The sequence below is a fragment of the Streptomyces mabaensis genome (genome assembly GCF_053763515.1).
Window position 1 is genome coordinate 25,993 of record NZ_JBSOPZ010000028.1, and the last position, 14,726, is coordinate 40,718.

Below are 14,726 nucleotides of genomic sequence, written 5' to 3' on the forward strand. Positions count from 1 at the left end.
GCCTCAGTTGGTCGCGATGAGCTTCAGCTCGGGATGCGCCGTTCCGCCCGCGATCGCCGTGGACGAGATGTGCGAGGCCACGCGCTCGTCGACCGGGTCGTTCGCCGGGTCGTGGTGCACGAGCAGGTGCTCGTACGTCGTCGCGCGCTGCGCCGGCACCCGGTCCGCCTTGCGGATCAGGTCGATGATCTCCTGCCGGTTCGACCGGTGCTTGGCGCCGGCCGACGACACCACGTTCTCCTCCAGCATGATCGAGCCGAGGTCGTCCGCGCCGTAGTGCAGCGACAGCTGGCCGACCTCCTTGCCCGTGGTCAGCCAGGAGCCCTGGATATGGGCGACGTTGTCGAGGAAGAGGCGCGCGATGGCGATCATCCGCAGGTACTCGAAGAGCGTGGCCTGCGTGCGGCCCTTCAGGTGGTTGTTCTCGGGCTGGTATGTGTACGGGATGAAGGCGCGGAAGCCACCCGTCCGGTCCTGCACGTCGCGGATCATCCGCAGGTGCTCGATGCGCTCGGCGTTGGTCTCGCCCGTACCCATGAGCATCGTCGACGTCGACTCGACGCCCATCCGGTGCGCGATCTCCATGATCTCCAGCCACCGCTCGCCGGACTCCTTGAGCGGGGCGATCGCCTTGCGCGGCCGGGCGGGCAGCAGTTCGGCGCCCGCGCCGGCGAAGGAGTCGAGACCAGCCGCGTGGATACGGGAGATGGCCTCCTCGACGGAGACACCCGAGATCCGGGCCATGTGCTCGACCTCGGACGCGCCGAGGGAGTGGATGACCAGCTGCGGGTAGGCCTTCTTGATCGCGGAGAAGTGCTTCTCGTAGTACTCGACGCCGTAGTCCGGGTGGTGGCCACCCTGGAACATGATCTGCGTACCGCCCAGCTCGACGGTCTCCGCGCAGCGGCGCAGGATGTCGTCGAGGTCGCGGGTCCAGCCCTTCTCCGTGTCCTTCGGCGGGGCGTAGAACGCGCAGAACTTGCAGGCGGTCACACACACGTTGGTGTAGTTGATGTTCCGCTCGATGATGTACGTCGCGATGTGCTCCGTACCCGCGTACCGGCGGCGGCGCACTGCGTCGGCGGCGGCGCCGAGCGCGTGCAGCGGGGCCGAGCGGTAGAGGTCGAGCGCCTCCTCCGGGGTGATCCGGCCACCCTCGGCAGCGCGGTCGAGGACAGACTGAAGGTCGGCCTTCTCGGTCACCGGGGCGTCACCTTTCGGTGGTGGATCACTGTTTGTGCGGACCGATCCAGCCTACGCCAGCGCACCGACAGCCCTGCGGGCGGCCGGTCGTGCCCCGCCGGGTGCGGTGGGTGGTGGGGTGTGTCGCGGGAACCGGCCGCGTCACGGCACCCGGTTGAGGTCGCCCTCCGGGTTGCCCGCCGGCTTGTCGCCGGACTTGTAGTGCAGGCTGCCGCCCGGGTTGAGCGTGAACCGCTCGTTGGCCGAGCCGTTGGAGCAGATGCCGGGCGCCGGGTTCGTGCCGCCGCTGGTGTCCAGGACGACGGACCGCTCGGTGGCCGACACCAGCTTCCAGTCGCCGCTGCAGTCGGTCTTCGTACCGAGCAGGTCCATGACCGACTTGTCCCGTCCGACCACCTCGCCGACCCTGCCCTTCCTGAGGGTGATCTCGAACGGTGTGCTGATCCCGGCGTTCAGGGTGACGAAACCCTTCCAGGTGCCGACCAGCGCGTCCGGAACGGTGGTCCGCGCCACCCCCTGCTCCGTGTCCGAGGGGGCCGAGGACGAGGCCGACGCCGCCGGGGGCTTCGGCTTCGCCCCCGCCTTGTCGCCGCTGTCCTCGTCGACACCCGGCATCAGGTCCAGTACGAAGATCCCGCCGACCGTCACGGCCGCCAGCGCCGCCGCCACGGCCAGAGCCACCGTGCAGCTCATCCGGCGGCCGCCCCGTTCGCCGTCGCCGGCCGGCACCGAGTTCGCGGTGACCGAGACCGCGAGCCGGCCGGGCGACGCGTCGCGCGGCTCGCGCGGCTGCGGTACGCCTTGGCCGTACGACGGGTCGGGAGGCCCGAACGTACCGATCGAGGGGCCGCCGGCCATCGAGGGGCCGCCGCCCGGATCGCCACCGGCCGAAGGCCCGCCCACCGAGGGGCTGCTGAACGGCACCGGTCCGGACCCGCCCGGCGCCGACGGCTGCGGCTCCAGGTCGAGCAGCCGCACCGCGGCCCGGCTCACCTGCTCGACCAGGGGTCCCGGCAGCCAGCCCGCCGCGACCAGCGGGGCCGCGCCGCCGGGCGCCAGACGCTCGGCGATCTCGCGCGGGCCGGGGCGGGTGCCGGGGGCCTTGGCCAGGCAGTCGGCGACCAGTGCGCGCAGCTCGCCGCTCAGTCGGTCGCCGAGCTCCGGCTCCTCGTGCACCACCTTGTAGAGGAGGGTGGCCGAGTTGTCGCCGGGGAAGGGCGGAGTACCGGCCGCGGCGTACGCGAGCACCGCGCCGAGCGAGAAGACGTCGGCGGCGCCGGTCACCCCCTTGCCGAGGATCTGCTCGGGGGACATGTAGCCGGGTGAGCCGATCGAGACACCGGTCGAGGTCAGCGACGCCGTGCCGTCGGTGGCCCGTGCGATGCCGAAGTCGATGAGCCGGGGCCCGTCGAGGGTGAGCAGCACATTGGACGGCTTCACGTCACGGTGGACGAGTCCCAGTTCGTGCACGGCGGCCAGCGCCTCGGCGAGTCCGGCGCCCAGCGCGCGTACCGCGTGCTCGGGCAGCGGACCGTACTCACCGATCGCCTGCCCCAGCGCCGGGCCCGCCACATAGCCGGTGGCCACCCACGGCACGGACGCGTCGGGGTCGGCGTCCAGGACGGGCGCGGTCCAGTCGCCGCCGACCTGCCGGGCGGCCTCGACCTCGCGGCGGAAGCGGGCGCGGAACTCCTCGTCGGAGGCGAAGTGCGGGTGGACCACCTTGACCGCGACGGTACGGCCGCCCGCGCTGCGCCCCAGATAGACCCGGCCCATGCCGCCCGCGCCGAGCCGGCCGAGCAGCCGGTAGGCGCCGATGGTCTGCGGTTCGCCGGCTTCGAGCGGCTGCATGACGTCGACCTCCCCCTCGGACCCCCGACCCCCGGGGCCCCCTGGGACTTCCCAGGCTTCCGAGACTCCGAGCAGCCTATGCCCTCGCCGCTTGGCGCTGGCCGCGAAGCCTGGCGGCCCGGACGTTTATCTGGCGTTCCAGATCGGCACCAGGGAATCCGGGGTGGCCGGCCTGAAGAAGTTCGTCAGGAATTGGACGGTCAGCGCATCAGCGCAGGAGTTCGACGTTCACATCGGCCGGGAATCCGGTCGTGGGTCCGGTCCGGCGGGCGAATTCGCGTACGCCCGCGAGCTGCTCCGGCCCGAACCGGAAGTCCAGCGTCGTGAAATAGCGCTTCAGCAGATCCGCGTCGAAGGACTCCCACCGGGCCGCCTGCTCGGCGACCTTGGCGACCTCCTCCAGAGACAGGTCACGCGAGGCCAGGAACGCCTCGTGCACCTGCTCCACAACGACGGGCTCGCGCGCCAGGTACTCCTTGCGCGCCGCCCAGACGGCGAACACGAAGGGCAGCCCCGTCCACTCCTTCCACATCAGCCCCAGATCGTGCACCTCCAGCCCCAGCCGGGGCGCGTCGTGCAGGGAGGCACGCAGGGCCGCGTCCCCGATCAGTACGGCCGCGTCGGCCTCCTGCATCATCACCCCGAGGTCGGGCGGGCACGTGAAGTAGTCGGGCTCGACGCCGTACTGCTCGGTGAGGAGCAGCTGCGCGAGGCGTACGGACGTACGGGACGTGGAGCCGAGGGCGACCCGGGCGCCGTCGAGCCGGCTCAGCGGCACCTGGGAGACGATCACGCAGGACATGACGGGGCCGTCGCAGCCGACCGCGAGGTCGGGGAAGGCGACGAGCTGGTCGGCGTGGCGCAGGAACTCGACCAGGGTGATGGGCGCGATGTCCAGGTCGCCCGCCACCAGGCGCTCGCTGAGCTTTTCGGGGGTGTCCTTCGTCAGCTCGAGATCGAGGAGCGTTCCGGTCCTGGCGAGCCCCCAGTAGAGGGGCAGGCAGTTCAGGAACTGGATGTGGCCGACACGCGGCCGGCTGCGACGGTGGGCGTCGGCCGCTGTGTCTGCTTCGGTGCCGGGTTCGGTGCCTGTTTCGGTGTCCACATCGCGAGGCTAGCCCTGGCGTCTTCGTCAGCACGTCAGAGGGGTGTCAAACGTCCGGGTGACGTGATCTTTTTCCCTCTACCCCTCAGCCGATCCTGCGTGCTAGGCTCATCGCAAGTTGCAGTTTGGTTTCCCTTGCAGTACAGAGCCTGCGGAGCATGTGACCCGCAGGCTTTTGTAGTTTTCAGACTTCTTAGCAGGTTCTGGAGCAGGGCAACCCTTTGGCCCAAGGAGGGCTTATGGCTACCGGAACCGTGAAGTGGTTCAACGCTGAAAAGGGCTTCGGCTTCATCGCCCAGGACGGCGGCGGCCCGGATGTCTTCGTCCACTACTCCGCGATCAACGCGTCTGGCTTCCGCTCCCTCGAGGAGAACCAGACCGTTAACTTCGACGTCACGCAGGGTCCGAAGGGCCCGCAGGCTGAGAACGTCACCCCGGCCTAGTTGCCCGGGCCGACCGGATCGCGGTCGGAGTTAGCAGTACCCAAGGAGCCCTGTCCCCACCTCGGTGGGGACAGGGCTCCTGCCTTTGTTGCTTCCTTTTTGTCTCTTGTCTGCTGTCTGCCGCTACGGCTCGGGCGTCGGGGCGGGGGCCGACTCGGCCGGCTTCTCCTTGACCGTGAGGGTGATGTCCAGGGTGACGCCCTCGGGCGTGGTCAGGCGCAGCGTGTACGTGCCCGGCTTGTCGTCCGTGAAGATCTCCGGGAGTACGGCCTTGCCGTCGGCGCCGGTGGCCGGGAGCGTGAGCGTGCGGACCGGCTTGCCGTCCGTTTCCGCGTCCGTGGCCGTGGCCTTGAAGTACGGGCCGGTCTCGGCCGGGACCCAGTCGCCGTTCTCGTCCTTGGTGAGCACGCTCGCGGTGAGCACGGTGCCCGCGACGGCCTTGCCGTCGGCGGTCGCCAGGATGCCGACCGGTTCGGTGAAGCTGTCGCCCGCGACCGTTTCCAGCGGCTTGTCGCTCGTACGGGCCAGCGCGTCCGCCACGGGGGCGGGCGCGGGCTTGACGGTGGCGCTGAAGCCGACGGCGGGCAGGTCCCGGGCGGGGATCGTGGCGCGCACGGCGAAGGTGCCGGGCCGGTCGCCGGCCGAGAGGGCGGGGGCGGTGGCACGGCCGTCGGGGCCGGTGGTCACGAAGGCGGTTCGCTTGCCGGACGGGAAGCGGGCGTCGGTGTCGCCGACGATCTCGAACCGCACGGCCTCACCGGCGGCCGGCTTGCCGTCGCTCTTGCCCGCCTTGACCTGGGGGCGGGTGGCGAACTCGGCGCCGGCCTCGGCGGTCAGCGCCGAACTGCCGACTCGCTCCAGCTTGTTCACGGTGGGAGCGGGCGGGGTCGGCTTTTCGGGGGTGGTCGGGGGCGTCGGGGTGCCCGGCCCGGGGGGCGTGGTCGGGGGGGTGGTGGGCGGTGTGGTCGGGGGTGTGGTGGGAGGCGTCGCGGGGGTGGTGGGGGGCGGGGTCGGGACGACCGGGGTGGCCGGCGTCTCGGGGACCGGGTTGACCACGGCCGGCGGGTTGGGCACCTCGGCGGCGCCGCCCTGCTGGTACGTACGCATCCAGGTGAGGACCGTGTTCACGTACTCGCGGGAGCGGTTGTAGCTGAGGAGCGCCTTGTCGAGGTCCTCGGCCTTGGCCAGGTCGCGGTCACCGGCACACAGGTACATACCCGTGCCGAGCGCGGCGTCGTAGATGTTGTTCGGGTCCCGCTGGCCGTCGCCGTTGCCGTCCATCTCCCAGTCCGCCCACGTCGAGGGGATGAACTGGGTCGGGCCGATCGCCCGGTCGAACTCGGTGTCGCCGTCCCAGCGCCCGCCGTCCGTGTCCTTGATGAGTGCGAACTGCTTGCCGTCCAGGCGCGGTCCGCGGATCGGCTTCTCGGTCGAGCCGTCGGCCTTCAGGCCGTAGCCCGAGGCGTGTACGGACTCCACCCGGCCGATGCCGGCGATCAGCTCCCAGGGCAGATGGCACCCGGGCAGGGCGGCTGCCACCGAGGTCGCTGCGCGCTTGTACGCGTCGAGGGCCGTGCCGGGTATACCCGCGGCTCCGTCCGGACTGCCCGGTGGGGCGGGCGGGTTGACCACCAGATCCGGCAACTCCAGCCGCGCGTTGCCACGGTCCTGAGCCTGCGGGCTGTCGGGCGTGGGCTCCGACTCCCCCGCACCGGCGGTCGTGGGCGAGCCCACGACGGCGGCGGTGGTCAGGGTGGCTGCCAGCGCGGCGGCGCACAGCACTTGACGGGTGACGTTGATGAGATGGCGGCGAAGAGGCTTCACAGTGCGGAGGTCCCCCTGGGCGTACGCAGGCCGATCGGGCCGTGAACGACCTCTGTGTCTATCAGGTCGCGTGGCGCGCGTCTGCACCAACCCCCACTTCCTTTACCGAATGCCCGGACGGAATCCCTTTTGTCCACGGGGAGTTCACGAGCGCGGGGATTGAGATAGAGGATGAGATGGGGGGATTCCTCTCGGTTCGGGACGTTCGGGACGCGACGGGTTGTCAGCCGGGTGGGGGGATGGGGGCGTGGGCCGGATGGCGTCCGGCTTGGCCGGGGGTGGGTGGTGCGGGGAGGGGGCCGCCCGGTTGCGATGATGGCGGCTCCGGGCCGGCCCCCGGCGCTGCTTGCGCCCCACTTGCGGTCCGCCCCCGGCCGCAGGCCGGTGGGCAGTTCCGGGACGCGGTCTCTCCGCTGTGGGCCCGGCCCCGGCTCAGCGGCCGCAGGCCGGTGGGGGGGCATCCGCGCCCGGGAGCGAGCAGTGCGGGGAGGGGGCCGCCCGGTTGTGATGATGGCGGCTCCAGGCCGGGCGTCAAGGGCGCTCCTTCGTCGCGTCGCTGCGCGATGGCCTTCGGCCACCCTGGACTCCCGTCCCTCCACCGCTACTGCTTGTTGAGGGGGCGGCCCCCGGAGCGGGGCCCCGGGGATCCACCGGCTGCTGGTCCCGGTCGGCCCCCGGCCGCAGGCCGGTGGGCGGTTGCGGGACGCGGCAGGCCCGGGATGAGTCCGGCCCCGGCTCAGCGGCCACCGGGTGGTGGGTGGTGCGCGATCCGCCTCGGTATGGGCGCGGCCCCGGCTCAGCGGCCACCGGGTGGCGTGGGGTGCGCGATCGCCTCGGCATGGGCCCGGCCCCGGCTCATCGGCCGCAGGCCGGTGGGTGGGGGCGACAGACTCGTGGTGCGCCCGATCCGGCGCAGCGGCCGCAGGCCGGTGGGCAGGGCGCCATCTTCTCCGGCCCACCGGCCGCAGGCCGGTGGGTGATTGTCGCGTGCGGCAGGCAGGGAGGGCCCCGGGCCGCCTATGCGGCCGTCAGGCCGTTGGAGCCGAGGTGTGGCGACATCAGTCCGCATGCGGGGTCCGCCGAGCCTCAATCGTGCCCGGTTTGCCGGGGTTTGTGGCCTGCTTGCGGGCCCCCTCGGCCGCTTGGTGTCGTCCCACCTCGGATCCGGCGTTGTCCCAGCACAACAGGCGGCCGTCGGCCGCTATGCCGGGGCCCGCAGCCCCCGAACCTGGTGCGTGTCTTGCCCCGCCCACCGGGCTGAGGTCACCGACGAGAGCGCAGCCAGCGTCCCAGCTCTGGTGGGGCCCCGCTCCCCGGGGCCGCCCGACACTCATCTGCACCAGCGGGACGGGGCGGACGGTCAAGGGGGGCCGAAGGCCATCGCGCAGCGACGCGACGCAGGAGCGCCCTTGACGGTCCGACCCGGCCCGCCATACTCACAAACCGGGCGGCCCCGGGTTTCCCGTCCACCCCTCGCCCCCGGACACAGTCACCCCCCCATCACGCCGCCTCGTCCGTCTCCACAGCCCTTCCCAGCTTGTCCGCGCCTTCGGTGATCGTCCGGGCCGCGCTGCGGCAGGGTGAGTCCTTTGCATCGGCCGCCGGGTCGCCTGCGCACTATGGACAGCCCGTGGCCCACCCGTGACCGCCCGGTGAACCCCCGTCACCTCCCGTACAGCCCCTCGATCTCCTTCCCGAAGTCCCGCTCGATCGCCGCCCGCTTCAGCTTGAGCGACGGCGTCAGGTGGCCGCTCTCCTCCGTGAAGTCCACCGGTAGTACGGCGAACCGGCGGATCGACTCCGCCCGCGACACCAGGCGGTTCGCGTCGTCCACCGCGCGCTGGAGGGCGGCCCGCAGCTCCTCGTCCGCCACCAGCTCACGCAGCGGCACATCCTGCTTCTTCTTCATCTGCCGCCAGTGCAACAGCCCGTCCGGCTCCAGCGTGAGCAGCGCCGTGATGTACGGGCGGTTGTCGCCGATCACCATGCACTGACCGACCAGCGGATGCGCCCGCAGCCAGTCCTCCAGGGGCGCCGGCGCCACGTTCTTGCCGCCGGACGTGATGATCAGGTCCTTCTTGCGGCCCGTGATCGAGAGATAGCCGTCCTCGTCGAGCGCGCCGATGTCACCCGTGGCCAGCCATCCGTCGGCAGCCACCGGCACGGCCTCCGCCCGCTGCGCGTCCCAGTAGCCGCCGAACACGTGCCCGCCCGCGAGCAGCACCTCGCCGTCGTCCGCGATGCGTACGGCCGTACCGGGCAGCGGCCAGCCCACCGTACCCAGGCGCGGCTTGAGCGGCGGGGTGACGGTCGAGGCCGCGGTCGTCTCCGTCAGGCCGTAACCCTCGAAGATCTCGATGCCCGCGCCCGCGTAGAACGCGGCGAGCCGGCGGCCGAGCGGTGAGCCGCCGCAGATCGCGTACCTGACCTTGCCGCCGAGCGCGGCCCGGATCGGCCGGTAGACCAGCGGATCGTAGAGCGCGCGGGCCGCGCGCAGCCCGAAGCCGGGGCCGGGGCCCGTGCCGTGCTCCGCGGCCTCGACGGCCTGCCCGTACCGCTGGGCGATGCGCGCCGCGCGGTCGAAGGAGGAGGCCCGGCCCATCTTCTCGGCCGTCGCGCGGCCGGTGTTGTAGACCTTCTCCAGGACGTAGGGGATGGCGAGGAGGAAGGTGGGCCGGAAGCCGGCCAGGTCAGCCAGGAGATCCTCGGTCTGGATGCTGGGCGCATGCCCGAGGCGGACCCGCGCCCGCAGGCAGCCGACGGCGACCATGCGCCCGAAGACGTGGGACAGGGGGAGGAAGAGGAGCGTGGAGGCCGGCTCCTTGCTCACCGACTTGAAGACGGGGTGCAGCAGCTCGATCGAATTGTCCACCTCGGCGAAGAAGTTGGCGTGGGTGAGGACGCAGCCCTTCGGCCGGCCGGTGGTTCCCGAGGTGTAGATGAGTGTGGCGATCGCGTCGGGCGACAGACGCGCGCGGCGCGCAGTCACCACCTCGTCCGGGACCTTCGCCCCGGCCCGTACGAGCCGGGCCACGGCCCCCGTGTCGAACTCCCACAGGTGCGCGAGGTCCGGCATGTGCTGCCGCTCCGCGCTGACGACCCGCGCCTGCTCCTTGCTCTCGACCGCGCACGCGACCGCGCCCGAGTCCTGGATGATCCAGCGCGCCTGGAAGGCGGAGGACGTCGGGTAGATGGGGACGGTGACCAGGCCCGCCGCCCAGCCGGCGAAGTCGAGCAGCGTCCATTCGTACGTCGTACGGGCCATGATGGCGAGCCGGTCGCCGGGCTTCAGGCCCTCCGCGATCAGCCCCTTCGCGACGGCGAGCACCTCCCCGGCGAACTCGGCCGCCGTCACGTCCCGCCAGCTGCCGTCGGGCTGCTTCCGGCTGAGGACGGCCTCGCCGGGGGCCTGGCGGGCGTTGTCGAAGGGGATGTCGGCGAGCGACCCGCGCCGGACGGGCGGCACCAGGGCCGGCACCGACGCCTGCCGTACGACGCCGTCGACCCGGGTCAGTTCGGGCTCGACGAGGGTGGGGGGTGCCGGGTTCTGCCGTATGCGCTCTGCCTGCTTCACGTCCTGCTGTACGTCCACGAGCGGCTCCTTCACCAGGGGTTCGGGTCGTGCGGCTGTGCAGAATCGATGAACTGATCGGGCGCCAGGGGCGCCAGGGGCTTCACGAGGCAGCGGCGTCAGGGTCGTTCCAGGATCGCCGTCACGCCCTGGCCGCCCGCCGCGCAGATCGAGATCAGGCCCCGGCCCGGCGCGTCCCGTTCCGCCAGGAGCTTGGCCAGGGTGGCCACGATCCGGGCGCCCGTGGCCGCGAAGGGGTGGCCCGTGGCCAGCGACGAGCCGGCGACGTTGAGGCGGTCCCGGTCGAGCGGGGGCAGTCCCTGCTTCTCCCACGCGGCCAGCGTGGCCAGCACCTGGGACGCGAACGCCTCGTGGATCTCGTACAGGTCGAAGTCACCGAGGCCGAGGCCGGCCCGCGCCAGCATGCGCGGTACGGCGTACGCGGGCGCCATCAGCAGCCCGTCCGCGCCGCCCACGTAGTCCACGGCGGCCGTCTCGTACGCCGTCAGATAGGCCAGCGGTACGAGACCGCGCTCGCACGCCCACTCCTCGCTCGCCAGCAGCACGGTCGCCGCGCCGTCCGTGAGCGGGGTCGAGTTGCCCGCGGTCATCGTCGCCTCGGCCGGGTGGTCGGTCCCGAACACCGGCTTGAGGGTGGCGAGTTTCCCGGGCGTGGAGCCGGGGCGGAGGTTCTGGTCGCGGGCCAGGCCGCGGAACGGCACCACCAGGTCGTCCAGGAACCCGCGTTCGTACGCGGCGGCGAGCCGCCGGTGGCTGCCGGCGGCCAGCGCGTCCTGATCCTCGCGGGCGATGCCCCACTCGCGGGCCGTCACGGCCGCGTGCTCGCCCATCGAAAGGCCGGTGCGCGGCTCGGCGTTGCGCGGGATGTCCGGCACGAGGTGGGACGGACGTACCCGCGCCAGCGCCCTGACCCGGCCGCCGAGCGACGTGGCGCGGCGCGCCCGGAGCAGCAGCTTCCGCAGCTCGTCGTTGACGCCGAGCGGTGCGTCGCTCGTGGTGTCCGTACCGCCCGCGACCGCCGAATCGAGCTGGCCGAGCGCGATCTTGTTGGCGGCGGCGATGACCGCCTGCAGCCCGGTGCCACAGGCCTGCTGGATGTCGTACGCGGGCGTGCGCGGGTCGAGGCGCGAGCCGAGCACGGTCTCGCGGGCGAGGTTGAAGTCCCGGCTGTGCTTGAGGACCGCGCCGGCGACGAACTCCCCCACCTGCTGCCCCGCGAGGCCGAAGCGTTCGACGAGTCCGTCCAGGGCCGCGGTGAGCATCTCCTGGTTGGAGGCGGTCGCGTACGGGCCGTCCGAGCGCGCGAACGGGATGCGGCTGCCGCCGAGAATCGCGACGCGCCGCGGTTCCGGAAGCCTGAGGGGATCCATCTCGACCAGCTCCTGACCCTTGAGTAACCTTACTCAGAAGTAAACTCACGACCAGGCAGGGAGTTTGGACAATGGCGGATCGCTATCTTCACTTCGCGGGCACCACTCCCGGCCGGTTCCTCACCCGGCGGCTCGGCCTTCCGCAGCCCGCCCCGCTGCGCCGCTGGACAGCTGAAACGCCCGCCCTGGACGGCCCTTTGCTCCACCTCACGGCCGGCAGCTCCCGTCATACGACGGCCCTGGCCGGGCTCCTCCCGCGGATCCTCCCGACCGGAACCGGACGCCCGGCCGGAACCGGGCGCCCGGCCGCCGTCGTTCTCGACGCGAGCGGAGTCACGAGCGCCGGCGCCCTTGCCGACGTGCACGGCGCGCTCCACCCCGTCGTACGGTCCCTCGCGCCGAGCGGCCGCATCGTCGTCCTCGGTGCCCGCCCGTCGCCCGACGACCACCACCAGGCGGCGGCGCAGCAGGCGCTGGAAGGCTTCGTACGCTCTCTCGCCAAGGAACTCGGCGGCGGCCGCACGGCCCAACTCGTCCGCCTCGGCGCGTCCGTCTCGGCCGCGGAATCGACGCTGCGCTTCCTGCTGTCCCCCAAGTCGGCCTACATCAGCGGCCAGGTCATCGAGGTCGGCGATACGGAACCCACCGCTCCGGACGACTGGAGCCGCCCCCTCGCCGGCCGTACCGCCCTCGTCACCGGCGCGGCGCGCGGCATCGGAGCAGCCGTCGCCGCCGTCCTCGCCCGCGACGGCGCGCATGTCGTCTGCCTGGACATCCCACAGGCCCAGGCCGACCTCGTCCGCACCGCCGACCGGCTCGGCGCCACCGCCCTCCCGCTGGACATCACCGCCCCCGACGCGGCCGACCGCATCGCGGCGGCGCTCCCCGACGGGCTCGGCATCCTGGTCCACAACGCGGGCATCACCCGCGACCGGCGGCTGGCCAACATGCCCGCCGACCGCTGGGATCCCGTCCTCGCCGTCAACCTGGCGAGCGTGCTGGACACGACCGACGCGCTGCTGAAGTCCGGCACTCTCCGCCCGGGCGGCCGGATCGTCGCCACCGCGTCCATCAGCGGCATCGCCGGTAACACCGGCCAGACCAACTACGCGGCGAGCAAGGCGGGCATCATCGGTCTGGTGCGCTCCCTGGCCCCGCGGGCGGCCGCGGAACACGGGGTCACGGTCAACGCGGTGGCCCCGGGGTTCATCGAGACCAGGATGACCGCGGCCGTTCCTCTCCTCATCCGGGAGGCCGGGCGCAGGATGAACTCCCTCGCGCAGGGCGGCCTCCCGGCCGATGTCGCCGAGACCACCGCATGGCTCGCCCACCCCGCCTCGGCGGCGGTCAACGGCCAGGTCGTACGCGTCTGCGGCCAGAGCCTGCTGGGGGCCTGATGCTGACCACGCTGGTACGCGGCGCGCTGGCCTCCCGGCGCAAGCGGCGGGCGCTGGGCGACGGCGCGCCCGCCCTGCCGACCACCCGGCTGACCCAGCCGGCGACGGCGATCGACCCCGCGCACGTGGCGGCGTACGCGGACGTCTGCGGCTTCCCGCCGGCCCGCGGCGGCCCGCTCCCCCTCACCTACCCGCACGTACTGGCCTTCCCGCTCACGATGCGGCTGATGGCGGACCCGTCGTTCCCGCTTCCGCTGCTGGGCCTGGTCCACACGTCGATCGAGATCACCCGCCACGGCCCCCTCACCGGTGCGGACACCCCGGAACTGACGGTGTACGCATCGGAACTGACCCCGCACCGCCGCGGCACGGAGGTGAAGATCACCACGGAGGCCCGTCTGGCCGGCACCCTGGCCTGGACATCCCACAGCACCTACCTGGCCCGCCACCGACTGCCAACCGCCCCGCAGAAAGCCGGTCCGGCCGTGACCGCGCCGGGCCCGGAAACCCCCACCCCGGACCGGCCCGCGCCCCGCCCCACCCCGGACCGGCACGCGCTACGCCCGGAAACCCCGGCCCAGGACCGGCCCGCGCCCGACCCGGGCAGGCCCACCGCGCCGCCGCGCGGCGGCAGAACGGCCGCGTCCCGGCCGGGAAGCGGGCCGGAAACGCGGCCAGGGGCCACCGGCCCCGAAGCAACCCCCGGGCCGCCGAACACCACCCCGCCGAGCAACGGCACCACCGAGCCCCGGCCGCGAAGCAGGCCGGAAACCGGGCCCGGGGCCACCGGCCACGAAGCACAGGTCGCACCCCGGCCGCGAAGCGGGCCGGGAAGCGGGGCCGGGGGGCTTGCCCCCCGGGATCAGGGCGGGTGGGTGGGGGACCCGCCGCCGCGCAGCGGCGGACCCGGCTTCGCGCGGGTCGCCCAGTGGCGGCTGCCCGCCGGGCTCGGCCGGCGTTACGGGGCCGTGTCCGGCGACCGTAACCCCATCCACCTGCACCCGCTCACCGCGAAAGCCTTCGGCTTCCCCCGGGCCATCGCCCACGGCATGTGGACCGTCGCGCGCTGCCTCGCCGAGGCGGACCCCGAGGGCCGCGTCACCCACGCGCACGCCGAGTTCAAGGCACCCGTGCTGCTGCCCGCCACCGTGACCTACGCCACCGAGGGCCGGACCCTCCAGCTCCGCAGCGGCGACCGCGTGCACCTCGTCTGCCGCACCACCACTCGCGCTACGCGGACGGAGTCCACCGCTTCCCGTTCATGAGGTTCTCCAGGCCCGCCCACGCGAAGTTCATCAACGTCGCCGCGGTGTCCTTCGCCGACACCCCCGGCGTCACATTGGCCCACTCGGCCAGGGACTCCGCGGCCCCCACCAGCGCGTGGGCGAGGCCGGCCACCTCCCGGTCGGCCAGCACCGGGTCGCAGCCCGCCTCCGCCGCCGCCGCCGCGATCAGCATCGTCACCAGCGCGGTGATCTCCGCGCGCATCGCGGCGACCTCCGCCGCGAACGGCTCCCCGTGCGTACGGGCCTGATTGCTGAGCACCGCCCACCCGTCAGGGTTCTCCGCCGTGTGCGCGAAGAACGCGAGCAGTCCGTTCCACAGCTGCCGGTCGGCCGGCACCCCCGGGGTGATCCCGCCCCGTACCGCCGCCACCAGTGCCTCCGCCTCCCGGCGGATACACGCGGTGAACAGCTCCTCCTTGGAGTTCAGGTACAGGTACACGAGCGGCTTCGAGACCCCGGCCAGCTCCGCGATCTCGTCCATCGACGCGGCCCGGTACCCCCGCTGCCCGAACGTCGTCACTGCGGCGTCGAGCATCTGCTGCTCCCGCACCGCGCGCGGCATCCGTTTGCCCTTCACCGCACCTGCCACAGAAACTCCTCCGCCCCGCACGCCCTACTCGTAAGTAAGCGTACGGGGCGGAGGATTGGCACCGAC

Annotated in this window: 9 protein-coding genes and 1 pseudogene; 3 read left to right on the top strand and 7 right to left on the bottom strand. The window is 72.8% G+C overall.

Annotated elements, in window-relative coordinates; all coding sequences use genetic code 11:
* Positions 1-3: 3 nt before the first annotated feature.
* The 3 genes from mqnC to ACWV17_RS23640 all read right to left on the bottom strand — a co-directional run bounded on the left by mqnC (position 4) and on the right by ACWV17_RS23640 (position 4,159).
* Entirely contained in the window at positions 4-1,203 is a 1,200-nt protein-coding gene (mqnC, locus tag ACWV17_RS23630; RefSeq protein ID WP_455361291.1) for a cyclic dehypoxanthinyl futalosine synthase, read from the bottom strand.
* 141 nt (positions 1,204-1,344) lie between these two features.
* The gene (locus ACWV17_RS23635) at positions 1,345-3,054 is read right to left on the bottom strand and encodes a protein kinase domain-containing protein (protein ID WP_455361292.1); all 1,710 of its coding nucleotides are present in this window, start codon (positions 3,052-3,054) and stop codon (positions 1,345-1,347) included.
* Between the two features lie 208 nt (positions 3,055-3,262).
* Positions 3,263-4,159 carry a menaquinone biosynthetic enzyme MqnA/MqnD family protein gene (locus tag ACWV17_RS23640; RefSeq protein WP_455352345.1) on the bottom strand — a complete coding sequence of 299 codons (897 nt, stop codon included), beginning with the start codon at positions 4,157-4,159 and terminating at the stop codon, positions 3,263-3,265.
* Positions 4,160-4,398: 239 nt separating this feature from the next.
* On the opposite strand from ACWV17_RS23640, the gene ACWV17_RS23645 reads away from it, so the two are divergent.
* Positions 4,399-4,602: a cold-shock protein gene (locus ACWV17_RS23645; RefSeq protein WP_030012116.1), complete on the top strand. Its 204-nt coding sequence runs from the start codon at positions 4,399-4,401 to the stop codon at positions 4,600-4,602.
* 123 nt (positions 4,603-4,725) lie between these two features.
* On the opposite strand, the gene ACWV17_RS23650 is transcribed toward ACWV17_RS23645, so the two are convergent.
* From ACWV17_RS23650 to ACWV17_RS23660, 3 genes are all read right to left on the bottom strand, one after another.
* Entirely contained in the window at positions 4,726-6,426 is a 1,701-nt protein-coding gene (locus tag ACWV17_RS23650) for a lytic transglycosylase domain-containing protein (protein ID WP_455361293.1), read from the bottom strand.
* Positions 6,427-8,089: 1,663 nt separating this feature from the next.
* Positions 8,090-10,018 carry an AMP-dependent synthetase/ligase gene (locus tag ACWV17_RS23655; RefSeq protein WP_455361294.1) on the bottom strand — a complete coding sequence of 643 codons (1,929 nt, stop codon included), beginning with the start codon at positions 10,016-10,018 and terminating at the stop codon, positions 8,090-8,092.
* 98 nt (positions 10,019-10,116) lie between these two features.
* Positions 10,117-11,388: an acetyl-CoA C-acetyltransferase gene (locus ACWV17_RS23660; protein WP_455361295.1), complete on the bottom strand. Its 1,272-nt coding sequence runs from the start codon at positions 11,386-11,388 to the stop codon at positions 10,117-10,119.
* A 71-nt stretch (positions 11,389-11,459) separates the two neighbouring features.
* On the opposite strand from ACWV17_RS23660, the gene ACWV17_RS23665 reads away from it, so the two are divergent.
* Together ACWV17_RS23665 and ACWV17_RS23670 are read left to right on the top strand one after the other, a co-directional pair.
* Complete coding sequence (locus ACWV17_RS23665) at positions 11,460-12,785, top strand: 3-oxoacyl-ACP reductase (RefSeq protein ID WP_455361296.1); 1,326 nt, start codon at positions 11,460-11,462, stop codon at positions 12,783-12,785.
* 920 nt (positions 12,786-13,705) lie between these two features.
* Positions 13,706-14,050, top strand: a pseudogene (locus ACWV17_RS23670) (MaoC/PaaZ C-terminal domain-containing protein); the annotation flags it as partial.
* On the opposite strand, the gene ACWV17_RS23675 reads toward ACWV17_RS23670, so the two are convergent.
* Complete coding sequence (locus tag ACWV17_RS23675) at positions 14,016-14,633, bottom strand: TetR/AcrR family transcriptional regulator (protein WP_455352581.1); 618 nt, start codon at positions 14,631-14,633, stop codon at positions 14,016-14,018. The pseudogene ACWV17_RS23670 and the gene ACWV17_RS23675 sit on opposite strands and share 35 nt — an antisense overlap.
* Positions 14,634-14,726 lie beyond the last annotated feature (93 nt).

What these genes read in the sequence shown, in the direction of transcription:
- ACWV17_RS23635 (WP_455361292.1), bottom strand. Translation starts at nt 3,054, where the DNA reads ATGCAGCCGCTCGAAGCCGGCGAACCGCAGACCATCGGCGCCTACCGG.
- ACWV17_RS23645 (WP_030012116.1), top strand. Translation starts at nt 4,399, where the DNA reads ATGGCTACCGGAACCGTGAAGTGGTTCAACGCTGAAAAGGGCTTCGGC.
- ACWV17_RS23660 (WP_455361295.1), bottom strand. Translation starts at nt 11,388, where the DNA reads ATGGATCCCCTCAGGCTTCCGGAACCGCGGCGCGTCGCGATTCTCGGC.
- ACWV17_RS23665 (WP_455361296.1), top strand. Translation starts at nt 11,460, where the DNA reads ATGGCGGATCGCTATCTTCACTTCGCGGGCACCACTCCCGGCCGGTTC.
- ACWV17_RS23675 (WP_455352581.1), bottom strand. Translation starts at nt 14,633, where the DNA reads ATGCCGCGCGCGGTGCGGGAGCAGCAGATGCTCGACGCCGCAGTGACG.